At 43.7% G+C, this 26,544-nt stretch carries 15 protein-coding genes and 1 pseudogene; 9 read left to right on the top strand and 7 right to left on the bottom strand.

From position 1 onward, the window contains the following. Positions 1-5: 5 nt before the first annotated feature. From NXV01_RS26015 to NXV01_RS07720, 7 genes are all read left to right on the top strand, one after another. A complete protein-coding gene (locus tag NXV01_RS26015) occupies positions 6-401 on the top strand; it encodes a hypothetical protein (RefSeq protein WP_409012921.1) in 396 nt (131 codons plus the stop codon). Positions 402-420: 19 nt separating this feature from the next. Continuing rightward, positions 421-2,355, top strand: coding sequence for a RagB/SusD family nutrient uptake outer membrane protein (locus tag NXV01_RS07745; protein WP_259022122.1), 1,935 nt, complete (start codon positions 421-423; stop codon positions 2,353-2,355). A 52-nt stretch (positions 2,356-2,407) separates the two neighbouring features. Beyond that, a complete protein-coding gene (locus tag NXV01_RS07740) occupies positions 2,408-3,865 on the top strand; it encodes a sulfatase (RefSeq protein WP_259022121.1) in 1,458 nt (485 codons plus the stop codon). 17 nt (positions 3,866-3,882) lie between these two features. Then, the gene (locus NXV01_RS07735) at positions 3,883-5,265 is read left to right on the top strand and encodes an alpha-L-fucosidase (protein WP_259022120.1); all 1,383 of its coding nucleotides are present in this window, start codon (positions 3,883-3,885) and stop codon (positions 5,263-5,265) included. A gap of 10 nt (positions 5,266-5,275) precedes the next feature. Continuing rightward, positions 5,276-5,533, top strand: coding sequence for a hypothetical protein (locus tag NXV01_RS07730; RefSeq protein WP_409012960.1), 258 nt, complete (start codon positions 5,276-5,278; stop codon positions 5,531-5,533). 41 nt (positions 5,534-5,574) lie between these two features. Beyond that, positions 5,575-7,137, top strand: a complete 1,563-nt coding sequence (locus NXV01_RS07725; protein WP_259022119.1) for a sulfatase — start codon at positions 5,575-5,577, stop codon at positions 7,135-7,137. A gap of 270 nt (positions 7,138-7,407) precedes the next feature. Continuing rightward, positions 7,408-7,674 carry a hypothetical protein gene (locus tag NXV01_RS07720; protein WP_167511699.1) on the top strand — a complete coding sequence of 89 codons (267 nt, stop codon included), beginning with the start codon at positions 7,408-7,410 and terminating at the stop codon, positions 7,672-7,674. A 121-nt stretch (positions 7,675-7,795) separates the two neighbouring features. On the opposite strand, the gene NXV01_RS07715 is transcribed toward NXV01_RS07720, so the two are convergent. From NXV01_RS07715 to NXV01_RS07685, 7 genes and pseudogenes are all read right to left on the bottom strand, one after another. Continuing rightward, positions 7,796-9,367, bottom strand: coding sequence for a glycoside hydrolase family 76 protein (locus NXV01_RS07715; protein ID WP_148363887.1), 1,572 nt, complete (start codon positions 9,365-9,367; stop codon positions 7,796-7,798). A 21-nt stretch (positions 9,368-9,388) separates the two neighbouring features. Continuing rightward, positions 9,389-11,047 carry a LamG domain-containing protein gene (locus NXV01_RS07710; protein WP_148363888.1) on the bottom strand — a complete coding sequence of 553 codons (1,659 nt, stop codon included), beginning with the start codon at positions 11,045-11,047 and terminating at the stop codon, positions 9,389-9,391. 21 nt (positions 11,048-11,068) lie between these two features. Beyond that, entirely contained in the window at positions 11,069-12,040 is a 972-nt protein-coding gene (locus tag NXV01_RS07705; RefSeq protein ID WP_217723268.1) for a BT_3987 domain-containing protein, read from the bottom strand. Positions 12,041-12,065: 25 nt separating this feature from the next. After that, a complete protein-coding gene (locus tag NXV01_RS07700) occupies positions 12,066-14,045 on the bottom strand; it encodes a RagB/SusD family nutrient uptake outer membrane protein (protein WP_259022115.1) in 1,980 nt (659 codons plus the stop codon). Positions 14,046-14,062: 17 nt separating this feature from the next. Beyond that, positions 14,063-17,168 (bottom strand): annotated as a pseudogene (locus tag NXV01_RS07695) (SusC/RagA family TonB-linked outer membrane protein). A gap of 21 nt (positions 17,169-17,189) precedes the next feature. Next, positions 17,190-18,545: an IPT/TIG domain-containing protein gene (locus NXV01_RS07690; RefSeq protein WP_148363892.1), complete on the bottom strand. Its 1,356-nt coding sequence runs from the start codon at positions 18,543-18,545 to the stop codon at positions 17,190-17,192. A gap of 436 nt (positions 18,546-18,981) precedes the next feature. Next, entirely contained in the window at positions 18,982-23,022 is a 4,041-nt protein-coding gene (locus tag NXV01_RS07685; RefSeq protein WP_148363893.1) for a response regulator, read from the bottom strand. A 212-nt stretch (positions 23,023-23,234) separates the two neighbouring features. Here NXV01_RS07685 and NXV01_RS07680 point away from each other — a divergent pair, with 212 nt between their 5' ends. Next, positions 23,235-25,517 (top strand): GH92 family glycosyl hydrolase, encoded by a 2,283-nt coding sequence (locus NXV01_RS07680; protein ID WP_259022114.1) that lies wholly within the window; start codon positions 23,235-23,237, stop codon positions 25,515-25,517. Between the two features lie 53 nt (positions 25,518-25,570). Beyond that, positions 25,571-26,521 (top strand): endonuclease/exonuclease/phosphatase family protein, encoded by a 951-nt coding sequence (locus NXV01_RS07675; protein ID WP_195649266.1) that lies wholly within the window; start codon positions 25,571-25,573, stop codon positions 26,519-26,521. Positions 26,522-26,544 lie beyond the last annotated feature (23 nt).

Genomic DNA, 26,544 nt, shown 5'->3' with positions numbered 1-26,544 from the left:
AAGGTATGATTTTCTGGGGAGTCAACGGAGGACAATGGGACTCTACAGGATACGAAGAACATTATGATTTCTTCCGCCCGGAAGGTGACGAACTGGGAACAAACCTGAACGCTTACTTCCCTCGTCCCATCATCGGAAGCAAGCAAAATCAACAAGTACAGACTCGTTACCTGCAAAATGCCGCTTATATCCGTCTGAAGAATCTACAAATCGGATATACCTTACCGAAAGCGCTGATACAAAAAATCAGTTTACAAAAAATACGGGTCTTCTTTTCTGGTGACAATCTTTGGACAGGAAGTAAAATGAGTAAGAATTTTGATCCGGAGCTATTATATCAGAATGGTATGAGTTACCCACTAAGCTATACACTCTCCTTCGGTGTCAACATCACATTATAAACCTTAAAAACAGATTATTATGAAACTAAAATATATATTCTTTTCATTCATGGCTGCCTCATTCACTTTGAGTTCATGCAGTGACTTTCTCGACAGGCAACCCTTGACAGACAATACGGACGAAGGATTCTTCACCGAACCGATTCAATTGCAGGCATATTGCAATAAAAAATATGATTTGCTCCCCGATTATAAAGATGTCAATCTTTTCAATGATGACGAAACGAGTGATAATCAGGCAGCAGACGCACCGAAAGATCTCTTTTTGCCCCAGCGCATCAAAGTAGCAACAGATGGCAGCTATAACCGGCAGGAACATTTGCGGGATTGTAACCACTTCCTGCACTATGCTCTTGAGAACCTGAAAAGCGGAAGACTTAATAATACCAATGAAACACAGCAATATATAGGCGAAATGTATTTCTTCCGTGCCTATATTTACTTTGAATACCTAAGAAAGTTTGGAGACTTCCCTATCATTACGGAAGAACTTACCGCTGATGACTATGCCGCCAATGTGGAAGCAAACAAACGTAAGCCACGTAATGAGGTAGCACGTTTTATTCTTAGCGATCTGGATGAAGCTATCAGCCGTCTTTTTCCCCGTAGCAATGCATTAACCAACCACCGGTTGAATCAGGAATCCGCATTATTGTTTAAGTCACGTGTTGCTCTTTATGAAGCCAGTTGGGAGACCTATCACAAAGGAACAGCCCGCGTACCGGGTGGTCCGGGATGGCCGGGAGGAACATTTGATGGTAATCTGGACACAGAAACAGACTTTTTCCTGACACAGGCAATGGAGGCAGCAAAACCTATAGCAGAAGCATTTCTACCCAATATCACCGATAAAATTGAAGACTACATGAATTTGTTCAACCAATATGATTTATCATCCAATAAAGAAGTATTGTTATGGCGTATGTATGCCGTAGATGCAACAGTCAACAGCAAGGTGGAGGGTACGTATCATAGTATCTACTACGGAGAAAAAACAGAAGCCCAAGGTTGTGCCGGCAAAAACGGAGGATACACACGCTCATTAATGGAAACATTCCTGACCACTAACGGTTTGCCTATTTACGCAACCGGCAATACAGAATATCAGGGTGACGCAAGTATTGAAGATGTGATGAAAAACAGAGATCTGCGTCTGGTACAATCAACTTCCAAACCGGGAGATCTCATATGGAGGGGAGCAAACCTTGACCAGACAGGTATCATGAGATATGTCAACTTGCTGAATTCATATGAAAGCGTATCTCATTCCACTACCGGTTATATGGTACGCAAAGGATGGAGAGACAGCAACGTTACTATGAATGATAATTCGCCATTGGCTTATATGATTTTCCGTGCTTCAGAAGCATTCCTCAACTATATGGAAGCCGATTGTATGAAAAACGGAGGAATTTCCATAGATGCAAACAGCCAGAAATACTGGAAAGCATTAAGAAAACGCGCGGGAGTATCAGATGATTATCAAAAGACCATAGACAACACTGACCTGAACAAAGAAAATGACCTGGCTGTATGGTCGGGCAATGAACAAGTCAGCAGACTGCTTTATAATATCCGACGTGAACGCCGTTGTGAGTTTATAGCTGAAGGTATGCGCAAAGACGATTTATTCCGTTGGCGTTCACTAGATAAAATGAAGAATTATATAGTGGAAGGATTCAACTGGGAAGAATATAAGAAAGAGGAGTATTATGTACATCAGACGCAACTGGGATTGAAAATCTATGATAGCAAATACCTGCGGCCATATGCCTTCAACGAGTTGATTATCAACAACAATGGCTATAACTTTGAAGAAGCAAACTATCTTACCCCGATTTCTTATGACGTCTTCCGCATGTCGACACCAGTGAAAGGAGGAGACCCAACCACTTCGGTTGTATATCAGAATCCGGGATGGCCGATAGGCTCCAATCTCTATGCAAATCAGTAGCAATTCAATATAAATCATAATCCATTAAAAATAAAAAGCTATTTTTGCCATTATGAGTATTACAACAAGTATGATATATCACCGGACATGGATAATCGGAGCAGCACTTGCTGCTCCGATTCTTCCAGTTTCATCACAGGTCCCCCCTAACCTAGTCTTTATCATGGCCGACCAATATCGGGGAGATGCATTAGGTTGTGTGGGCAAAGAACCTGTAAAAACCCCTTGTCTGGATAAACTTGCTTCCGAAGGAATCCTGTTGACCAATGCAATCAGCAGTTATCCCGTTTCATCACCGGCACGGGCCATGCTGATGACAGGTATGTATCCGCTCCACAATAAGGTGGTAGGCAATTGTAATTCACAAACTGCCCCCTATGATGTAGAACTTCCTCAAGAAGCCCGCTGCTGGAGCGACGTTCTGAAAGAAATGAACTATCAGACCGGATATATAGGTAAATGGCACTTGGATTCTCCTCATAAACCTTATGTAGACACCTACAACAACCGCGGTAAAGTAGCATGGAACGAATGGTGTCCGCCCGAACGTCGTCATGGTTTCGATCATTGGATAGCCTACGGGACGTACGATTACCATCTAAAGCCCATGTATTGGGATACTACCGCCCCACGCGATAGTTTCTATTATGTAAACCAATGGGGACCTGCCTATGAGGCAGATAAAGCCATCGAATACATTCAGGCACAAAAAGAGAATAAACAGCCTTTCGCATTAGTCGTTTCAATGAATCCTCCACATACAGGTTATGAACTGGTTCCCGACAACTATAAAGCCATGTATAGGGACTTGAATGTAGAAGCTTTGTGTGCCAATCGCCCCGATATACCTACCAAAGGGACTGAAATGGGTGACTATTTCAGAGACAACATACGTAACTATTATGCATGTGTTACAGGAGTGGACGAGAACGTAGGACGTATCGTAGACGAATTAAAAAGAAACGGGCTCTTCAAGAATACGATTATAGTGTTTACTTCCGACCACGGCATCTGTATGGGTGCTCACAACCATGCAGGGAAAGATATTTTTTATGAAGAGTCTATGCGTATCCCCATGATTATTTCCTGGCCAGAAAAAATTCAGCCGCGTAAAGACGAACATTTGATGATTGCTTTCGCCGACTTATATCCTTCTCTCCTATCCATGATGGGATTCCGGAAAGAGATTCCCGAAACGGTACAAACATTCGACTTATCCCGGGAAATCCTCGGTGAAAGTAGAAGAGAGGTCGTACAACCTTATTATTTCGTACAGTTCGACAATCATGCCACAGGTTATCGCGGACTACGCACAGCAACCCATACCTTTGTAGTACATGCCCAAAATGGTATTATAGACGAAACAGTTCTTTTCGACCGCACAAAAGACCCATATCAAATAAACAATATAGCCGAACACTCCCCCAAGTTAGTCCGGCAGTTCCGGGAACAACTCAAGAAATGGCTACACCATACCCATGATTCATTTGCCAATTATCTGACCCCCTAATAAATAAATTAAAGACCATGAAGAAACTACATTACTTTATTCTTTTTATCTTTTGCACAGTTACCTGTCTCGCACAACAGCAGAACATCCCTGTCCCCAAGCCTCACCAACTAAAATGGCATGAGGCGGAATTAGGAGCCGTCTTCCACTACGACCTGCATGTGTTCGACGGCATCCGCTATGAGCAAGGCAACAACCGCATTAACCCCATCGAAAATTACAACATATTCAATCCTACCAAACTGAATACCGACCAATGGGTGCAAGCCGCCAAAGCTGCCGGATGCAAATTCGCTGTGCTGACAACCAGTCACGAAACCGGCTTCTGTCTTTGGCAAAGTGATGTCAACCCTTATTGCCTGAAAGCCGTGAAATGGCGGGACGGCAAAGGAGATATTGTACGCGACTTCGTGAACTCCTGCCGCAAATATGGTGTGCAACCGGGCATTTATGTCGGTGTACGATGGAATGCTCTGCTAGGCATCCACAATTTCAAAGCCGAAGGAGAAGGAGAATTCGCAGTCAACCGCCAGACATGGTATAAACGCCTGTGCGAGAGAATGGTTACCGAGCTGTGCACCCGCTACGGCGATCTCTATATGATATGGTTTGACGGTGGAGCCGATGACCCGCGCAGTGACGGTCCGGATGTGGAACCTATCGTGAACAAATACCAACCGAATTGTTTGTTTTACCATAATATAGACCGTGCCGACTTCCGCTGGGGAGGGTCGGAAACCGGTACTGTGGGCTATCCTTGCTGGTCTACTTTTCCCGCTCCCTGCTCGCACCATAAGCGTTTGGAACAAGACAAAGACCTTTTGGAGTTGCTAAAACACGGAAGCAAGGACGGCAAATATTGGGTTCCCGCCATGGCAGACACTCCATTAAGAGGGGCTAACGGACGTCACGAATGGTTTTGGGAACCAGATGACGAAAACAATATTTACCCGGTGGACGTGCTAATGGACAAATATGAAAAATCGGTAGGAAGAAACGCCACGCTAATCCTTGGACTTACGCCCGACCCCACAGGGTTACTTCCCACCGGAGACGTGCAACGGCTCAAAGAAATGGGAGATGAAATCAATCGCCGGTTCGCTTCACCGATAGCACAAACCGCAGGACAGAAGAAAAGCCTGCCCCTTAAGTTTGGCAAAAAGCAACCCGTAAACTATTGCATCATCCAGGAGAACATCAAAAATGGAGAACGCATCCGTCAATATAAAGTAGAAGCGAAAGTGAACGGCAAATGGAAAACCGTCTGCACAGGAGAATCCGTAGGCCACAAACGGATTGAAAAGTTTGAACCGGTAGAAGCAACGGCACTAAGACTGACTGTACTCGAATCTACCGCATTACCGGATATTATCAATTTCAGTGCATACTCCGTCCAATAAAATCGGAAACATGAAAAGAACCATCCGCACCATGAAAGAGTATGGATTTGACTTTTTAAAGATAGATAACCAATCTTTCACGCTCCCGTTTTATATGGACGGAACGCAGGCCGTTCGACAGGCAAAGTACTGTAACCTCGCATTAGAACATCAAGCCCATCGTATGCAGCTGGGATTGATGAATTGTATGGTACAGAATGTTTTGAATATGTATGGGTTGATTCTAACGGAAAGCAGTAATTACGAAGTATCCCCATCAACAAGATAGGCATAATTGAAATAAAGAAATAACACCCAAAAACTCCCCCCATGAACAAGAAAGCTCTATTTCCTCTCACACTTTTGCCGCTGGCCGCAACTTATTTGCAGGCACAGAACAACGGCAGTCTCCGAAGTGAATGCACAGACAAACGTCCGAATATCATCCTCTTTATGGTGGATGATATGGGATGGCAAGACACTTCCCTCCCATTCTGGACGCAAAAGACACGTTACAACGAACTGTATGAAACACCTAATATGGAACGCCTCGCCCGGCAAGGAATGATGTTTACCCAAGCGTATGCCAGCAGCATCAGTTCTCCTTCCCGGTGCAGTCTTATCACCGGAACGAATGCAGCCCGCCACCGGGTAACCAATTGGACACTACAAAAGAATACAAAGACGGATCGCGAAGACAAATTACTGGATGTTCCGGATTGGAACTATAACGGAGTAAGTCAAGTAGCCGGCACTAATAACACCTTTGTCGGAACCTCTTTCGTACAACTCCTAAAAGACAGCGGTTATCATACCATCCATTGCGGAAAAGCCCACTTCGGTGCCATAGACACGCCGGGAGAAGATCCACATCATTGGGGATTTGAAGTCAATATCGCCGGACATGCCGCCGGAGGGCTTGCCAGTTATCTTGGAGAAGAGAATTACGGACATACCAAAGAAGGGAAACCGGTTTCATTGATGGCTGTTCCCGGGCTTGAAAAATATTGGGGTACAGAAACTTTTGTAACCGAAGCGCTGACTTTGGAAGCTATTAAAGCATTGGATAAGGCAAAGAAATACAACCAGCCTTTCTACCTGTATATGGCTCAATACGCCATCCATATCCCGCTGAACAAAGATAAACGTTTCTATGACAAATACAAGAAGAAAGGGATGACTGACCACGAAGCTGCCTATGCAACGCTCATTGAAGGCATGGACAAGAGTCTTGGTGACTTAATGAACTGGCTGGAAAAGAATGGGGAAGCTGATAACACGATTATCATTTTTATGAGTGATAACGGAGGGCTTGCCTCCGAATCTGAATGGCGTGACGGCAAACTGCATACACAGAATTACCCTTTGAACAGTGGCAAAGGCTCTACCTATGAAGGTGGTATTCGCGAACCGATGATTGTCAGCTGGCCGGGTGTAGTGGCTCCAGAAAGCAAATGCGACAATTACCTGCTGATAGAGGACTTCTACCCCACTATCCTCGAAATGGCAGGAATCAAAAAATACAAAACAGTCCAGCCAATAGATGGAATCAGCTTCATACCTCTGTTGAAACAGACAGGCAATCCCTCCAAAGGCCGGAGCCTTTTCTGGAATATGCCTAACAACTGGGGAAATGACGGTCCCGGAATCAACTTCAATTGTGCCGTTCGTAACGGCGACTGGAAATTGATTTATTACTATGGAACAGGCAAGAAAGAGTTGTTCAATATCCCTGATGACATAGGTGAAAGCAACGACCTTAGTGCACAACATCCGGATATCGTGAAAAAACTTTCCAAAGAGTTAGGAGACTATCTAAGAAAAGTAGATGCACAACGACCTACTTCCAAAGCTACCGGCAATCCTTATCCCTGGCCGGACGAAATAAAATAGATTGCCCAAACAAAAGGAGTGTGGCGGGGAGTGTGGAATAATTCCACACTCCCCGCCACTATTTCCACACATTCCACATACGGTTCTACACAGTCCTACGCCTTTCGAAAGCACATACACCTTTATTTATCAACCACTTAGCATATCGCTATTTTTTTGGCACGCGCTTTGATCTTTAATAAAACGTTAGCGAAAAAGTAATAACCAATTCCTTAACACAAAAGTAGAGAATTGAAAACATATGTCTAATAATCTTTAAAGCAAACGATTATGAAAAAATTAGTATTAGTAGTAGCAATGTTTATGTTTGTTTGTGGTGGTTCATTCCTTGTAAAGGCTCAGAGTTCTGCAGAAGCTGTGACAGCCCCGACAGAAGTCAATGCGACAGTTGTCAATGATACAGTAGTAAAAGATACTGTAACTAAAAAAGACGAGCCTGCAACGGCATCACTGGTTGCATTAGCCGCTAATGTCAATGATACAGTTGTCACAGACACTGCATCTAAAGACAAACCGGCTGTGCCTGTCAAGGAATAACCTTGCCAACAACAAGCAGGACATAGTCTGCTGAACAATAGTAAGCACACTACAAAAAAAGCCATCCCTACTTTCGTCTATTCCGGGGATGGCTTTTTTTATTATCAACGACAAACAATCCTTACCTATTCTCACGCTCCAGTACCGCAAGACGAGCAAACAGCTCTACCAATGCTCCCTGTTGCAAAATTTCCCAACTATTCTTGGAAGTTCCGCCACGCAAATCATCATCGTTCAGCAAATTATTACTCTGGTGACAGCTACTCTCCCAGGCATGAAGCATGGTCTTTTCAATATCATCGATATATTTACGGTCATTATCAATCGAATAGAGTTCAAAAAAACCACGGCACATAATCGTGTTGAACCACGCATGCCCCGGAGCAAGTATATTGAACGTAAGGTTCAGATCCTTAGAACGATATGGCATGAACCACTTGTCATGACAGCTTGCAGCTATAGCATACGCTTCGTTCAGATACTTCTGCTCATTGGTAATCTTGTAGAGCATACAAGCAGCCTGTAACGGTTGCCCGCTGTTGTAGGAATACTTATTCTTTTCTACATCACCCGGCAGATTCGGATCGCTGGCATTAGGACGTACATTGTCATAAAATAAATGGTCTGATGGGTCTTGCAGATTGTCCAGCATATAGTTGTAACACTTAATCGCCCAGTCCAGATACGTTTGTCTTCCCGTAACCTGATACAGTTTGCATCCCAATACCGCTGTAGGAGCAGTAGAGCAGGAATGCTTGCTGGTAGTATGACTATTCAGTTCTCTCCAATGAATACCACCACCGCAGGTTTCATCCCATCCATAATCAATCAGGTAATTCCATACAGCCTCTGCTTGTGTCAGAAAACGTCTGTCTTCTGTTTCTGTATACCAGTCTACCATATCCAGTCCGATCCATACGTTATCGTCGTAGTAACGTTCATTTCCGCGAGCAGGATAGCAGGAATAAGCCGACTTACCTTCGTCGTTCTGGAAGAAGTACTGTATTCCCTTGAACATCATCTCATCCATTGCAGCATAAAGGTTCTCCACCTCACTCTGTTTGCTCGCTTCGCGCATGGCTACAAAGGCCGACAATCCACTTCCCTGTCCCCATACCAAGGCATCACCATCCCAATATGCGCCACCGTTATACGGATACCAAGTACGCCAGCAGCTGCGTGAGCTCTTGCCGAAATAGAGACCGATAAGGGTAGTCATGTAAGAGTGTGCCCGATTCAGCATGGCCGGTAACTGTAATTCCGGCACCTCCTCCTCTTCCCGATACGGAGTCAGCCGTTTGCTTTCGATAACCGAACGTTGACCGCTCTTGCTAATGGCTACTGCCGACACCTCATAAAGGGAGAAGTAAGGAACGGTAAGCAAATACTCACCCTCCTCCCCGCTTTGCGCAGGGAGAGTAATGCAACCCGGTGAAAAAGAGGCACGTGTCAACTCTTCGGACACATCTCTATAGGAGATTTCCACCATATCCAGATCGCGGTTGATCGGATTAACCCACTTCACCAGCAGTTCATTATCGGCATTGGTAGTCTCCACCGAAAAAGAACTAACCGGAGAGATGTTATCACCCGCCAAAGCACCATCGGCAACCACATCGTCAGCATCACTACAAGCAGACAGCATGAGCAGTGAGAAAAGACTGTAAACAAACAATTCATATATTACTTTCATATTTTCTTTCTGTTTAAAAGGTTATCTAAAAGGCACTTCAATAGATGAAGCATCTTCAAAACTAGACATCGGGAACTCAACATCTCCCCAACTATCATATTTACAGATGTGCATCAACAACTCATGATCGGAATTAGTACCATCATCAATATAAGACACCGGAGCTCCCGCAGAGAAATCCCAGCGTGCCAGCAATCCTTCCGGATGTTCTTCCTTAAGTTTCATCGCATTCTCTATCAATTGTTCCTCTGTACGGCAAACAGTCCAGATACGTGCTTCAAGTATGGCACCACAAAGAAAACGCCGGTTATCGCTAGCCTTTCCAATAGTAATTCGTCCGCCATCATTACCTGCACAAAGATCGATCGCTGAATAATCAATATCCGTCTTTTGCTGATCGCTCCATGCCACCTGCTTGCCATTGACATACAGTTTATATTTATTACTGTAATCATGTTGTCCTTTCGAGCAGTCCACCACTAAAGCAATATGCATCCATTCCCCTAACTCGAATGCACCATGCCCAGTTCTGAGTTTCAAATTGTCACTGATACCAACTAATTCCATCTGTCTGCCTTTATTATTTTCCCAGTCACCACCACGGAGGATGAAGTAACCTTCCTTACCCATAAAGGTCTGCAACCAATTGGTTTCGTCCACGCGAGTAACGATTTCCCAAGTCATTTGGGTCAATTTGAAACCATTAGTCTTCTCCTTAATAGCTTCTAACCCCTCACCCGTCATTTCTCCAAAGTGAGCCCACACAGCATAGTTTCTACCGAGATTCATTGCGTAACGTCCCTCTGGTGCAATAGTTACTTGCACAGGTTTTGATACTTGCTTCTTGGCATCTGTCACAGTAAATGAAGTTGTCCCGGCTTTTCGTCCTGTGACAGTTACTACATTACCGTAAATTTCCAGACGAATTATTTTCGGATCACCCGCATCGCAAATCTGATATTCACCATTACCGCTTGTGATTTTCACCTGGGTGCTTCCCTGGTTGGCTTTAATCAAAACACCTTCTTCATCGGCATCTGTCAGAATAGGTTTTGGCGCAATCACATTCACCGTAACGTAAGCCGTTTTTCCCTGTTGATCCTTCACTTCGATTTCCGCACTACCCTGTGCAACCCCCTTGATGGTGAACATTTCTGTTTCTTCCAAGTCATCGGCATTGATTTCCACACAAGTAGGAAAAACTGTATCATCCCCTTCCTGATGGAATCCGACCGTATAGCCACCGTTACCAGTATAAATACGGACAGTAGCCTCATCAGCGCCTTCCACCTGTGAATAGAGTGTGAACAAGTTTTGGCTAAGTTTCAAATCGAAAGTCGCTGCCGTATTCACAAAAATCTTGACGCGTTGGTCGTATTTATCCTTCACATATACTACACTCTGCGCATCGTTTTTGCCTTCCACGGCTTTCAGTTTCACGATGTTGCCGTCCACTTCTGCCGTCACTACTTCTTCATTGGCGGAAGTCACCACATAATCACCGTTGCCAGAAAGGATATTTACCGTCCGTTCATCCCCCTGAGCTATGTTGATCTCCGTAAAATCGACTCTCAATTCCACCATATTAGAAGACGTTACATTATCCTTGTTATCATCCTCATCCCCACAAGCGCTCAAGGCAAGCAGTGAGGCGAAAAAGAAAAACTTTACAAACTTCATATGTTATTACATTTAAGGTTATTACTCTTCTACCTCCACATCCGGATATTCTACCCGTAACACATCTCTCGACATGGAGAAAGTGCCCTCAAACGTCATCGTCAGCGGTTCGGGCAGCGTACTATCCAGGTATCCGTATGCCAGTTCAATGGTTGTAACTTCTGTATAGTATCTTTGATCCGTATAATTATAAGTATATTTCCGGGTCAGTCTGGCACTGTAAGGTTCAAACTGCAATCCTTGATTTTCAGAAACCAAGGAAATGTCACCAAACATGTTCCGATGAATTTCTACAGCATAATTCAGATAATCAGCCGTATTAGAACGAGTCTTGTCTCCCACAAACATATAGCAGACATCATTATTGATAGCATAAAGCTGTGTACCGGTAGTCTCTGTTGTATAACTTGTTCCTTGCTGTGTGACCACACCTTTTCCACTATAAACGCCCGAATAATCATTTTTGAATCCGATATGTGCCAGTACTTTAACGTATTTATTCTGCCCTATCGGTTCACCAGTGGAAGAAGCAATACGCAACGGCAGTACATAGTCGTCATACAAACTTCCCACTTCCTCAATTTTCGCCAGGTCGATGGTAATGTACGCAGCTGCATTCAATTCTCCTTGTGGGATTGTCCATGAGCTGTTATCAAAAGAGTACGTCTCCGGCGGAAGAATCTTATAATACAAATCATCCTGATTTTTATACCTCTCCCAATTATATCCCGCCAATGTGTCCGGGTCCACCTCCAGGGTCAATGTAATATCTTTATCGTTACCAGAGGTTCCGTTTACACCAAAATAGATCGGTAGCAGTGCTGTATTATCCTCTCTAACAGTCAGCTGATAGTCCTGCCATCCATTATGGATAATATATGAGTTCTTCACAAACAGTTCATCAGCCAGTCCGTCGTTGCAGGCACAGAAACCTAATGCCATAAGAGCTAGCAGACAACCTACCATTCCGTAATTATATCTTAGTTGTTTCATAATAACTGTTTCTTAATTGTTAGTTTTACCATCCTGGGTTCTGCGTCATATTCACATTACGTTTCAGTTCGTAAGTCGGGAACGGCCACAGATACATCCTCTGTTCGAACATCTTATGTACTGTCGTGATAATCGTCGGCTTATAAAAGTCGGCAACGCGGGTTTGATCATCACTTATGTTAATATCGCATCCCTGCAACAATTGGTTCTCTTCCTGCAAAGCATCTTTCCAACGAAGTAAGTCAAAATAACGCATACTATTTTCAGCAAACAACTCCACCTGGCGTTCTCTTTTCAGCTTCACACGGAAGTCACTCTGATTGTTGTATGTTTCGTTGGAGTAATCAGGTACTCCCGCACGCATACGTATACGTTTGATGGCATAACGCATCTCACCGGCATCCCGCTGAATCGTTACGTCTTCACCCATATAATTAGTTACATGATATACCTGCCCTTCTGTCAGTTCATTAAGCGCTTCAGCATAGTTCAACAAAATCTCACCGTAACGGATGGTCATCTCCGTCTTATCCACCCGGTAACCTCCTGTCGTTCTGGAGTCTTCAGCATTGTAGTACTTCTTCACGGTTATACCCGTAATCGGACAATCTTCTTTAAATCCCTGCTTACCGTCATTCAGTCCGCGGTAGTAGAACACCTGACTATTACGATACAGCGTCTCAGATGAACTAGAAGCTTCCCAAATGGAACCACAATAACCGATAGAAGCGTAGAAACGAGGTTCTCGGTTGTTGTACATCAAAGAGACGTTAACAGGCAAGAACGGATTAGTGGCAGCATACGCCTGTGTCGTAAATCCTTCCGTCACGTAGTCGCCCGTAGCGGCAGCCTCCGTGATACTTCGTCCATCATTCATAGCATACGCATTCACCATTTTCAACGTCACAGCCAGCCGGTTCTTTCCACTCAATGTCTTAGGCATCAGCTGCTCATTCCAGTTATCTATACAAGTATGTCCATTTCTGGTGCGGGTATATATCAACTCTCGATTCTTGGAACCCAGAATCGTTCCGTCAAAGATAGACTTATAGGAAAGAAGCGGGTCTACATCCGCCCATCCGTCTGGATAAGTTTTATTGGAGTACTCATCGTTGTAAGGAGGACGTTCCCATTCCAGTGTCGTAGCTTTCGGAGCTATAGTATAGAGTTCATATAAATCAGCACTTTTAGCCAACTCTATCACATCTCTTGCCGCAGCGGCAGCTCTGGCCCATTTGCTTTCATCGTACTCCTGTGCTATCAACAGGTTTCCATAACAATCCTTCACATCAAAAAGGTCGGTATTTCCATTAAAAAGCGGACTGGCAGCAAAAAGCAATACACGCGAACGCAATCCCAATGCAGCACCACGAGTAGGACGTCCCAGATTGTTGACTGTTCTCTTCGTTGGCAGAGAGCGAGCGGCCTCCATCAATTCCTTGTCAACAAAATCCACCAGCACGTCAAAGTGCTCGCGTGGCAAAGACAGTTCTTCGTAAGAAAGGTTCACATCCAATCCTTCCAGCGGAATCAGAGGCACAGGACCATATACCCGCATCAACGCCCAGTAGCAGTATGCACGAAGGAAACGGGCTTGTCCTTTCATATCTGTTTTCTCATCCATAGTCAGTTCCGGACACAGATCTACGTTATTAACAAAGGTAGAAGCCTTGCGAATTCCTTCGTAGTATTTCCACAAACGAGACTCATTTTGGTTTGAATCACTGAATTGGTTGTCAGCGCTATAATTTCCCTCATGATATTCTTTCATATCCGGATGATACAAGTCATCAGCCGTCCAACGGAAGGGTTCGGAAAATTCACCGATGTAGTCCATCGCACTATATGCACTAGACAACCATCCATCTACATATACTCGTTTGGAAAATGCAGAGTCCAAAGAGACCTGATCATAGAAATATTTGTCCACGTCGAGATAGTCGGCACATGACGAGAACAGGCACGTACCCACAATCAACAACAGGCTATAAAGTATTCGTTTCATAATTTGTTGTTTTTACATTAGAAGCTAAATTGAAGATAACAAGAGTAAGTTCTATTAATCGGATAGTTACTTCCGTCTTCACTCGGCACTTCCGGATCCCACCATTTGAACGGTGCCCAAGTCAGCAAATTCTGCCCGATGAAGCCAATGCGCATATTGTTCACGAAGAACTTACGTGTCCACATCTGCGGAAAATCGTACGTGATTTCCAAGTTACGCAGACGCAGATATTTTCTCTCTCTCAACCAAAAAGTAGACTTACGATTGTTATTATTATTATTGGTATAAGTCAGACGAGGCCAATCTGCATTGGGGTTCTCCGTAGCTTCTGTACCAGAAATCTCCTTCGGAATCCAACGGTTGCCTTCCACCATCACCTGAAGGATATTGCCACGTTTGCCATCGTGGAAAGCGTGAGGTCCGCTTCCCCCAAGGAAGAAATCACACTTACCCGTACCCTGGAATAACAGGTTGATCCCCCAGTTTTTCCAATTGGCACTCAACCCAAAACCGTATTGGAGTCCCGGTGTCTGTCTGTATCCCAACGGAACAATATCGTCATCATTAATTATACCGTCACCGTTTACATCCTTATATTTAATATCACCGGGAAGAATCGTTTTATTAGCCAGGCTCGACTGATCAGGACTACGGTCAATATCATTCTGATCTTCAAACAATCCCAATGCAATAAGACCTTTGGTCTGATTCAATTGGAAACCTTTCTCCATTTTATACCATAATTCATTGGCAGCCTCATCCTTGTCTAGAATATCCGTGGTCTGATAAGTGAAATTGGCCCGGAACTGCAAATTCACTTTTCCTATTTGCTGCGTATAAGCGATGTTTCCATCCCATCCATAGGATTTCATTTTACCCACGTTCGCCATCGGTGTCTGGTCAGCAAGTCCGGTAGTTAATGGCATCTGGTTACGTTTCATAAAAATATCATCACGTCTGTCCAAGAACCAGTCGACTGTACCTGTAATTCTATCATTAAAAAATGAGAAGTCGACTCCGACATCGTATTTCTTGGCAACCTCCCATGTCAGATAAGGAGTACCAAGAGTCTTGATTCGATAAGCCTGTACTCTATTTGATCCAAACTCTCCAAAGGTATAGGAGCCACCATCATCCGTGTTCACCAAAGTGATATAGGGAAAACGGCGTCCCTCCAACTCATCGTTACCCACCTCACCATACGAAGCGCGTACCTTGAACTGACTTAACCATGGCATTGCTTTCTTTACGAAAGATTCTTCCGAAATCACCCATCCGAGAGACACAGCGGGGAAGAAACCGAATTGCTTACCTTTTTCAAAGTTTTCAGAGCCAGTATATCCCCAGTTAAACTCTGTCAGATATCGATCTTTATAAGCATAAGTGAAACGACCGGAGTAAGCCAGCGTACGATGGGGTATTGATCCCATCAAATCATCTTCAGCGAAATTAACATCGGAAGTTTCCTGCTGATACACCATCGCGAAAGCTCCTACACGATGTTTGTTGGCAAACATTCTACTATAATCCAGCGATGCTTGCAGATAGTAGCGCTTATCTCCTTGTACCTCCTTTTTCTGATTCATTGCGCTGGCGTTCGACTCCCGTTTCAGCACCAGATTTCCGTTACCATCACGCATATTCTCCGCTGACCAAAGTTCCTGACTTTTAGAACGGGTAATCTGGTTCCAGTTGTACGTATCGAAAGCGAACACTCCGTTAAATTTCAAACCCTTGGTGATAAAAGAGAGGTCTTGTTCCAAACTGATGCTGCTCTCTATTTTATTCTCCCAAATCGTACGATAGCCAGTCTGTGTCAGTTGATATTCAGGAGTAGTCATTCCATTTACAATAGGCCACTGCCCGGTAGACCATTTACGGGGAGCAGACAACGGAGTATAAGAAGCAAATGATTTCCAGATATCCTCCGAGCTACTGGAAGGAGCATTACGATTGACCAGCCATCCCCCCCACACTGGCAGACAACACCGTAGTACGGGTCAGATTCATATCCACGTTGGCGCGATAGTTCCAGCGTTCATATGTAGAATTCGTATTATAGGTATTTTCCGAACTGGCAGTACGGTAACGCCCGTTCTCACCGGTATAGCGACCGGAAACGAAATAACGCACATTGTCACTACCACCCGAGAAACTAATATTAGCATAATAACTCGGAGCGCCATTCTTCAGCATCAGGTCTCTCCAGTCCACATTAGGATATAGGTCCGGATCCAATCCGTGTTGGATAATAGCCAATTCTTCATTCGTATACAATGGATTTTCATAACGGCCCACCAGCGCTTCATTAGCCAGACGAGCCCAATCATAACCGCTAGCGTATTCCGGAACTTTTACCGGTGAATTCCAGTCAAAGCCCGCCTTTACATTAATCTTTACCTTGCCTTTTTCACCACGTTTGGTCGTAATCAAAACCACGCCGTTAGCACCACGTTGTCCGTAGATAGCCGTAGCCGAAGCATCTTTCAATACAGAGAATGATTCAATATCTTCTACCGGAATCTCATTGAAACTACGTTCCACCCCATCTACCAGAATCAAAGCTCCAGATTTGGCACCAAACGTACTCATACCACGAATCCAGAATTGAGACATATTTTCCCCCGGTTCACCACTACTCTGCATGGCAATAATACCCGGAACAACACCCGCTAAAGAGTTGGTCAGGTTGGCTCCCGGTGCATTCAGATGCTTGAGTTCTACATTTGTGATGGCACCTGTCAAAGTTTTCTTCTTTTGTACACCACTGGCGGTGACTACCACCTCGTCTATAGTCTGGTTATTTTCTACCATCTTCACTGAAAGATGATTCCGGTCTTTAATGGACAAGACGGGAATTTCCACTGCCTGATACCCCACAAAGGTGATCTGCAACACATCATACGGTCCCACCTTGATGGAAAAATTACCGTCAAGGTCAGTAATAGTACCTACACCCGGCTGGTTCTTGGCTATGACCGATGCACCGACAATTGGTCCCAGGGCATCTTCCACCACACCTTTTATAATAAACTTTTGCTTGTCTTCCTGCCCCCGCATAGTTTGAGGCACAAGCAACAGTATCATCAGAAACAATACGATATATTGTTGTATATTCTTCATGAAAAATTCGTTTTATAATTATTACTCTACCGTCACACGACGGATTACGTGATTCTCACGGTCAGCCACATATACTGAATTGTCAGGATAAACCGTGACACATTCCGGTGAGTTAAACTTAGCCAATTCAGGCAATCCGTCACCAAAACCATTCTGCCCGGGCATCCCCGCATAAAGAGAAGTAGTACCCGCAGGCGTAATCTTGCGGACAATATGCCCACTCTTTTCCGGAATAAACATATTGCCATCTTCATCAAATGCCGGCTGACGAGGTTCATTCAGACGGGCTGTAGCACCTGTACCATTTACATAACCGCTCTCGTCCCATGCTCCGACAAAAAGCACCGGTATTCCAAATGTATGTGTGCCGGCATCGTAAGGCACCTTATAAATACAATGACGGTTACAAGCCACTACATATAATATAGTACCTTCTCTGTTAAATACCATACGAGTCTCCACTCCTGTCGCATTATTGATCTGAAAGAGTTTCTCGTAATCTTCGTAACCAGGTCCGACATAACGCCAAATGTATCCATCACCCTTATTACTAAAGAACACCTCTCCAGTCTGGGGATGAACAGCGATTCCGGTTGTTCCGATTTTCGTTCCACGGCAAAGTCCGCGTACATCTACGAAACCGCCTTCACGAGTCACATACAGGACATTAAAGTCCGTCTTTGTGTTACTTTCGTCTGTATAACAATAGTTAGAGATATACAGTGTATCCTGATTGGGGCTAAATGCTAAGGCGGTAGGTGACTGGAACGGTCCCGTAGAACATTGTACTAATGTTTCCACTTCACCACCGCGCGCCCGACGCAAAGCACCATTCTGTTCAGTACCACGTCCTTCATCAACAAAGAACACGGTCCCATCCTTATCCGTCAACAAGAACCATGGACGTTGCAGTTTACAAGCAGCATAGCTACCGTCTTCACGTCCTTTCATTCCTTGCTGTCCCACCATTGTTGTCACATTACGCTTAAACTGATAACAGAACTTTGATTCGGAAGAATATTCCTCCACATTATCATCTTTACCTATATATAAACGAACATAACCTGTGTCCGCACGCGCTGGAACGATGGCATAAATCATTTCATCGTCCATTCTCACAACGGTCGCTTCTTTGTTATTGACCGTAACTCTCACATACTCCGGATCAGAACCAAAATTCTTACCTCTAATGATTAACTGTGTGCCGATACCTCCACTATCAGGAGAGAAACTTTCGAAGACTGAACGCTTACTCAAATCGGGAGGCGTAACTTGATATTGATTTATGGGAGCTAAATTATTATCACACCCCCAAAAAACAGATATCCCAATAAATAAGGACAATCCTAATTTGATGTTTAATAAATTGAATTTCATAAAATATTAAATTTAAATTAAGAACAAAGAGAGTAATTTTGACATAATACCCCGAACGACAAATACAATATTAATTCATAGCTTACATAATAATTAGTTAAACAATATTTCCTTTTCATTAGATTAAAGATTAAAAATTAACACTATTCAGGTTTGCTATTTAAAACTTTGATGAAACAAAGATAAAATCACTAAACTCTACCAAAAGAAAATTAACTGCTTTTTTTTACATTTTGGCACGGAGATTTACTAGATTAACATGGATATTTACTTCTTCTTTTCAGCCATAAAGAGACGTCCTGGATAGGGTTATGGCGGCTTTAATCTCTTTTCCTGCGAAAAAAGCCCCAAATGAAGCCAGCTCGCAAAAGAGTTCCCTCCCGAGCATTAGTAAATTGCCACTTCTTTTCACTAAAAGAAATTGCCACACACTTAACTACTGCTGAATTTCCTCCAGATGTTTCATCCGGAATTCTTTTGGCGTGCACTCATACTTTTCACGAAATACCTTGAAGAAAGTAACTTTATTCGAGAAACCCGAATCAAACACAATTTCATCAATCGTCTTTTTGGTCGTGAGCAATAAATCTTTCGCAATATGCAAACGGCACTCCTTTATCAAATCCGTCGGACTATCCTCTCCGATTTCTTCCATCTTCCGATAAAGACTTCGGGGACTGATCGCCAACCGGTCGGCAATATAACGCGGAGTTAAATCTTTGTTCGTTATATTATCATTGATGATCTTCAAAACTGACTGGAGGAACTTTTTCGACTCTTTATGTGTCAACTTCCCGTCCGACTTCTCGAAAGAACTGATCGGTGAACTGAAATAATTCTTCAACACCTCTTTCCGTTCCATCACCTGACAGACAGAAATACGAAGGTACTCCGCACTAAACGGTTTCGTGATATACATTTCCGCACCGGCAGAAAGAGCCTCCATCTGTTGTTCCATCTCGTGCCGTCCGGAAACCACAATAATAGGAATATGCGCCGTCTCTTTCACCGATTTAATCCGCCTGGTCAGTTCAATGCCACCCATTCCCGGCATCATGACATCACAGATAATCACATTCGGATAAACCTCATTCATCACCTGATCCAGCCGCTCGGGATCTTGCAAGGTTATTACATTAAAATCGCCGGAAAATATTTCTCCAATAAACCATAACATCTCGATTTCATCATCAACCACCAAAAGCGTGGGACGCATCTTGTCAAACTCATACTGTGGAAGTTTCAGTATCGATTGAGTATCTATCTTAGGGATGTATTCCGCTGTGAGCCGCTTGGTTTCCGACACTCCGGTAGTCAGTTCCACGACCGGCAAGGTGAGTGTAAACATCACCCATCCGTCAGGAGTATTTTCCACTTTCAACGTACCATTCAGTAACTTTGCCATATTATAAGAGATGGCTAGTCCCAGTCCGTTCCGGGAAAAGTTCTTTTCATCCTGATTTTCGAAGTTATCCAAAATAGCATACCGGTTAAAAATATACTGGAAATCCTTTTCCTTGATGGTACTTCCTTCATTTGCTACACGAAGAGTCAACATGTTTTCCCCACTCGTATCCACTTCAATCTTGATACTCTGTCCGTCGGGAGTATATTTAAAGGCATTAGAAATCAGATTAATAATAATCGTATTCAGAAATCCCTTGTCCGAGTTCCACATCACCTGTTCGGGTATCTTGCTCAAGAAAGTGATGTTTCTGGATTTAGCCATTTCGACAAACGTTTTAGCTATTCCTTTCACAATAGAAGACACATTCAATGACTCAATCCGTACTTCCCTGTTTCCTGTTTCAATCCGACGGAATTCAATCAACTCATGAATCAGGTTGTTGAGACGCTCCGCATTCGTCTGAATCATCTGTACGTAGTCCACGACAAATTTACTAAGTCCCTTCGATGAAAGGATTCGTCCGCAAGGACCATAAATCAAAGTCAGCGGAGTACAAAACTCATGTGCGATATTAGTAAAGAAACGAAGTTTGGACTCAAAGACATTCTTTTGATGGCGTTTCTCTATCTCGTTCAGCAATTCCTGCTTTTTACGTTTGGAGCGCAGTATAAAAGAACGTATCAGTAAGGCTGCCAGTAAAAGCAGACAGAAGGCATAAATCAAATAAGCCCACCAGGAAGCATACCACGGATCGCCTATACGAATGACCAGGGAATAGACATCACTCTCTTTATCAAAGACACTATTGTAATATTTCACCAGTAAGGTATATTCACCAGGAGCCATATTCGTAAAAGAGACTCCACTTTCCGAACCATTGTTTACCCATTGGTCACTCAATCCTTTCAGTTTATAGAAATAGGTACAGTTATTACCATTCAGATAATCCACAGAAGCAAATGAAACAGAAAAGAAATTCTGGTCATACTGTAAATTCAAGACTTCAGCTTCTTTTTTCCGGGTGAGAAATTCTCCCAGATTGTATTGTTCACCGAAGATAGACAGCTTATCAAAATAAACAGGAGGCATATAAAGCTGCTCCGGACGGCCATCCGCCCGGATAGCTACGACTCCATTGATTCCTCCAAAGAACAGAGTACCAGTCCGGGAATCCCGAAAAGCGGCACCGTCACTAAACTCTACCACCTTTAAACCATCTCCGAAACCATACGAACGAAAGACATTCCGTTTCGTATCGAAATTGATTAATCCGAGATTGGTGCTCAACCAGAAATTGTCGGACGAGTTTCTAAGAATTGCATGAATGGTATTATTCAGGAAACCATTCTTGGCATTGAAGAGCTGATAAGAAGTTTCCGAAGTGTACTTTATCAATCCGTAGCTCGTTCCAAAAAGATAGTTATTGCTGCTGTCTTTACTGATGGCGAGAATATTATTCAGGGTCATGTTTTCGTATTTGTGAGTAGACACCGGTTCCAGGCCGTTCGTCGTTTCGTTATAGCGGAACACCCCATATCCTTTATTACCAAACAACAGGTTGGTTTCATTCTCCGCATAAATAGTAAAGAAATAGTTCGATCCCAGTTCGCCATCATTAATGATGTAACGTTGCGCATCCACAATCACCGGATTGTCCGGTGTTCCGGCAATACGAGCCTTCACCACTCCCATGCCGACACTCGCCAGCCACAGTTCGGAATCTGCTGTTTCGTAAATGTCATGGATGTATTTGAAATCTTCGTTGCCGATCCGTATTGGTATACTCTTGATACGTTTTTCCCGATATGAATAATAAGTTAATCCTTCTTCGTCTCCTATCCAAAGCAAATTCCGGTGGCTTTTGGCAAAACAATAAACGGCATTACTACTCAAAGCACTATTAGAGGTAGTCAACACCTCTGATCGGCAGTCAGAGATGTTTTTATCGAATTCGTAATCATAGATTTTAAGAATTCCGTTTCCTTTGGTTCCCACCCAAAAAGTACGTTCATCATCAAGATAGATGGCACGCACGGGGCGTTCTATTTTCTCGGTGTAATTGCTAAGCACCATTGATTTGATAGAATAAAGCGGGTTCGAATAAAGATAAACACCTTGCCCGTCTGTACCAATCCAAACAACATCCTGAAAACGGTCCTTCTTGAGACAGAATACACCGCTGTTGATTGGCAACGGCTGAATTTGATAATGATTCGTTTCCTTCTGTTTCTCCAACAGCAGAATACCATCCATCAAAAAGCCCACAAAATAGCTGTTATGATAATGAACGATGGAAGAGATTTTGCCACGTTCCTGTATTTCCTTACCCAGATTGGCAATAAATTCATTCTTCTGGGTCGGAATATGGAAAGCATAAAAATTAAATTCCTTGTCTATGTAATAAAGAGATTGCTCGTCATTGAAACAATAGATCAAGGAGGTCTGATAAATCAGATTCGTTTTTTGGGGTAACAGGGTGATATCTCCCGATGTGGCTTCCTGCTGTATGTCATAACAACGGTTGTATCCTTTCATGACTACCCACATCCGGTTATTACCGTCGATAAAGAAGTTTACGATATCGGAAATCGGAATTCCCGTGATATTGATTTTCTTGAAGACGCCTTCTTTTTTATGATAATAATAAATGCAGTTACTATCCTGGATAATGAACAGATTACCATGACTATCCTTATTCATAAAGAAGAGTTTCTGAAATTCATTATAGTGAGTGATTGTATTGGTTTTCCGGTTCAAACGGTTCAACCCATAGTAGGTTTGAATCCAGTAAATGTCTTCACCCGTATACACAATATTGTCAATCAGATTACCAGATAAGTAATCCTCCTTGTCACGGGTCTTAAATTCCTCAATCTCTTGTCCATCATAAATATTCAGTCCGTCGCAGGTCCCGATCCACATTAATCCACGTTCATCCTGGCACAGAGATGTAATCGAACTATTAGACATATATTCTTTATCTGCAACTTGCTTCAAATTATAAGCATAAGCGTTATGTATCAACAGATTAAGAAAAAAGAATAGAATAAAAAACGACTGTTTCCCCATAGTGTATTATTCTTAGATTTGCTATATGACAAAGGTAAACAAAAAAACATTCCGAGCTTTTTTTTTTGGCCGAGATATAAGTAAATATCCGTGCCAGAGTAGTTAATTTCAGTGACAAGAGACGATTTAAACTCCCTATTACTAGAAGCGCATTCCTTTTCTCCCTATTTTCGTCGTAGAAATTATTTTCAAATCTATAAATTCATTGGTTCATGAAAACACCTTTTTCATTTAAACACTTGCTATTTCTTGGAGGTGCCGTGTTGTACAGCCTGCAATCTTCTGCCGTTAAGAATCCGGTAGACTATGTCAGTACACTGGTAGGCACTCAATCCAAGTTTGAACTGTCTACCGGAAACACGTATCCGGCTACGGCATTGCCGTGGGGAATGAATTTCTGGACACCGCAGACCGGTAAAATGGGAGACGGTTGGGCATACACGTATGATGCCGACAAAATCCGGGGATTCAAACAAACACATCAGCCCAGTCCCTGGATGAACGACTACGGGCAGTTTGCCATCATGCCTGTCACCGGCGGACTGGTATTCGACCAAGACCGACGTGCCAGTTGGTTCTCTCACAAAGCGGAAGTCGCCAAGCCTTATTATTATAAGGTATATCTTGCCGACCACGATGTAACAACCGAGCTTGCTCCTACGGAGCGTGCCGCCATGTTCCGTTTCACATATCCGGAGACAAAGAATGCCTACGTGATTGTAGATGCTTTCGACAAGGGATCTTACGTGAAAGTGATTCCGGAAGAAAACAAGATTATCGGCTATTCAACCAAGAATAGCGGTGGCGTGCCGGAAAACTTCAAAAACTATTTTGTGATTCAGTTCGACAAACCGTTCACATTCCTTTCCGCAGTTTCCGAAAATAACATTCTTCCGAATGAAACAGAAGCGAAAGGAAACCACACAGGTGCCGTGATCGGGTTCGCCACCCAAAAAGGAGAAATTGTACACGCACGTGTTGCTTCCTCCTTTATCAGTCCCGAACAGGCGGAGTTGAATCTCAAAGAGCTTGGCAAAAACAGTTTCGACCAACTGGTAGCAAACGGAAGAGAGGTCTGGAACCGTGAAATGAGCAAGATAGAGGTAGAAGATGACAACATTGATCATTTACGTACATTTTATTCCTGCCTGTACCGTTCGATGCTTTTTCCACGCAGTTTCTACGAAATAGACGCTAAGGGACAAGTCATGCATTACAGCCCCTACAACGGCGAAGTGCGTCCCGGCTATATGTTTACCGACACCGGATTCTGGGACACGTTCCGCTGCTTGTTTCCTTTCCTCAACCTGATGTATCCGTCAATGAATCAGAAGATGCAGGAGGGACTGGTGAATGCTTACAAAGAAAGCGGTTTCCTGCCGGAATGGGCCAGCCCGGGACACAGGGATTGCATGGTGGGCAACAACTCGGCTTCCGTAGTGGCCGACGCTTACATCAAAGGGTTGCGCGGGTATGACATCGAAACTCTTTGGGAAGCATTGAAACATGGAGCCAATGCACATCTTAGCGGAACTGCTTCGGGGCGTCTCGGCTACGAATCTTACAACCAACTGGGATATGTCGCCAACAATATCGGCATAGGACAAAACGTTGCACGTACATTGGAATATGCATATAACGACTGGGCGATTTATACATTAGGCAAGAAACTCGGTAAACCGGAAAGCGAAACCGATATTTACAAGAAGCGCGCATTGAACTATAAAAATGTCTATCATCCGGAACACAAACTGATGGTAGGTAAAAACGACAAAGGCGTATTCAATCCGAAATTCGACGCTGTAGACTGGAGCGGTGAATTTTGTGAAGGAAACAGCTGGCACTGGAGCTTCTGCGTATTCCACGATCCGCAAGGACTTATCAACCTGATGGGAGGCAAGAAAGAATTCAATACGATGATGGATTCCGTTTTCGTCATTCCGGGCAGACAGGGAATGGAGAGCCGCGGCATGATTCATGAGATGCGTGAAATGCAAGTGATGAACATGGGGCAATATGCGCACGGAAACCAGCCTATTCAGCATATGGTGTATCTCTACAACTATTCAGGCGAACCCTGGAAAGCCCAATACTGGATACGTGAGATTATGAACAAGCTATACACCGCCGGTCCCGACGGCTATTGCGGCGACGAAGACAACGGACAAACTTCCGCATGGTATGTATTCTCCGCACTCGGTTTCTATCCAGTTTGTCCGGGAACAGATGAATATATCATAGGAACTCCGCTCTTCAAATCAGCGAAGTTACATCTGGAAAACGGAAAGACCATTACGATCAAAGCAGATAACAACCAGCTTGCCAACCGCTACATTAAAGAAATGAAGGTGAACGGGAAATCACAAACCCGCAATTTCCTTACACATGACCAGCTGACAAAAGGTGCTAATATCCAATTCCAAATGAGCCCCGTACCCAATAAACAGCGGGGAATCACAGAAAAAGATGTACCTTACTCTCTTTCATTTGAATAAAATATTGTACTTTTGGAGGTCAATGAATTATCTACCAAACAAACTATAAAAACATGAAACTGAAAAGTCTTTTACTAATTTCCCTTGTTGCGATCGTATTCTGCAATTGCCAGAGTAACTATCAGCCTACCACCTTTACTGTTGCCTCTTATAACCTAAGAAATGCCAACGGCAGCGATTCACTTCGCGGAAACGGTTGGGGACAACGTTATCCGGTCATTGCCAAGATGGTGCAATACCACGATTTCGATATTTTCGGCACACAGGAATGTTTCCTTCATCAGCTGAAAGACATGAAGGAAGCACTTTCCGGTTATGACTATATCGGTGTGGGCCGTGACGACGGTAAAGATCAGGGTGAACATTCTGCAATCTTCTATCGTACCGACAAGTTCGATCTTGTAGAGAAAGGCGACTTCTGGCTGTCGGAGACTCCCGATGTGCCGAGCAAAGGCTGGGATGCCGTGCTACCGCGTATCTGCAGTTGGGGACACTTCAAATGCAAAGATACCGGTTTCGAATTCCTGTTCTTCAACCTGCACATGGACCATATCGGGAAGAAAGCCCGTGTGGAAAGTGCGTTCCTTGTACAGGAGAAGATGAAGGAACTGGGCAAAGGCAAGAATCTTCCGGCTATCCTGACCGGTGACTTCAATGTCGATCAGACTCATCAGTCATACGATGCTTTTGTAAGCAAAGGCGTGCTGTGCGATTCCTACGAAAAATGCGATTTCCGTTATGCTATCAACGGAACCTTCAATGACTTCGACCCGAACAGCTTTACAGAAAGCCGTATCGACCATGTATTCGTATCTCCGTCTTTCCATGTGAAAAGATACGGCGTACTGACAGATACTTACCGGAGCATCGTAGGAAACGGAGACAAAAAAAATGCAACCGACTGTCCGGAAGAAATCGACATCAAAGCATATCAAGCCCGCACTCCTTCCGATCACTTTCCTGTAAAGGTAGAGTTAGAGTTTGACGAACGTCGGCAGAAATAATTTTATTAGTTAAAAATAACCTG

This window comes from Bacteroides sp. BFG-606 (assembly GCF_024788145.1).
Classification (GTDB): Bacteria; Bacteroidota; Bacteroidia; order Bacteroidales; family Bacteroidaceae; genus Bacteroides; species Bacteroides vicugnae.
This window is presented reverse-complemented; position numbering and strand designations above follow the sequence as displayed.

Excerpts from the sequence above, each read along its gene's own strand:
- NXV01_RS07745 (WP_259022122.1), top strand. The coding sequence starts at position 421 with ATGAAACTAAAATATATATTCTTTTCATTCATGGCTGCCTCATTCACT.
- NXV01_RS07715 (WP_148363887.1), bottom strand. The coding sequence starts at position 9,367 with ATGAAAGTAATATATGAATTGTTTGTTTACAGTCTTTTCTCACTGCTC.
- NXV01_RS07700 (WP_259022115.1), bottom strand. The coding sequence starts at position 14,045 with ATGAAACGAATACTTTATAGCCTGTTGTTGATTGTGGGTACGTGCCTG.
- NXV01_RS07735 (WP_259022120.1), top strand. The coding sequence starts at position 3,883 with ATGAAGAAACTACATTACTTTATTCTTTTTATCTTTTGCACAGTTACC.
- NXV01_RS07690 (WP_148363892.1), bottom strand. The coding sequence starts at position 18,545 with ATGAAATTCAATTTATTAAACATCAAATTAGGATTGTCCTTATTTATT.
- NXV01_RS07680 (WP_259022114.1), top strand. The coding sequence starts at position 23,235 with ATGAAAACACCTTTTTCATTTAAACACTTGCTATTTCTTGGAGGTGCC.
- NXV01_RS07705 (WP_217723268.1), bottom strand. The coding sequence starts at position 12,040 with ATGAAACAACTAAGATATAATTACGGAATGGTAGGTTGTCTGCTAGCT.
- NXV01_RS07685 (WP_148363893.1), bottom strand. The coding sequence starts at position 23,022 with ATGGGGAAACAGTCGTTTTTTATTCTATTCTTTTTTCTTAATCTGTTG.
- NXV01_RS07675 (WP_195649266.1), top strand. The coding sequence starts at position 25,571 with ATGAAACTGAAAAGTCTTTTACTAATTTCCCTTGTTGCGATCGTATTC.
- NXV01_RS07710 (WP_148363888.1), bottom strand. The coding sequence starts at position 11,047 with ATGAAGTTTGTAAAGTTTTTCTTTTTCGCCTCACTGCTTGCCTTGAGC.
- NXV01_RS07740 (WP_259022121.1), top strand. The coding sequence starts at position 2,408 with ATGAGTATTACAACAAGTATGATATATCACCGGACATGGATAATCGGA.
- NXV01_RS26015 (WP_409012921.1), top strand. The coding sequence starts at position 6 with ATGATTTTCTGGGGAGTCAACGGAGGACAATGGGACTCTACAGGATAC.
- NXV01_RS07730 (WP_409012960.1), top strand. The coding sequence starts at position 5,276 with ATGAAAAGAACCATCCGCACCATGAAAGAGTATGGATTTGACTTTTTA.
- NXV01_RS07720 (WP_167511699.1), top strand. The coding sequence starts at position 7,408 with ATGAAAAAATTAGTATTAGTAGTAGCAATGTTTATGTTTGTTTGTGGT.
- NXV01_RS07725 (WP_259022119.1), top strand. The coding sequence starts at position 5,575 with ATGAACAAGAAAGCTCTATTTCCTCTCACACTTTTGCCGCTGGCCGCA.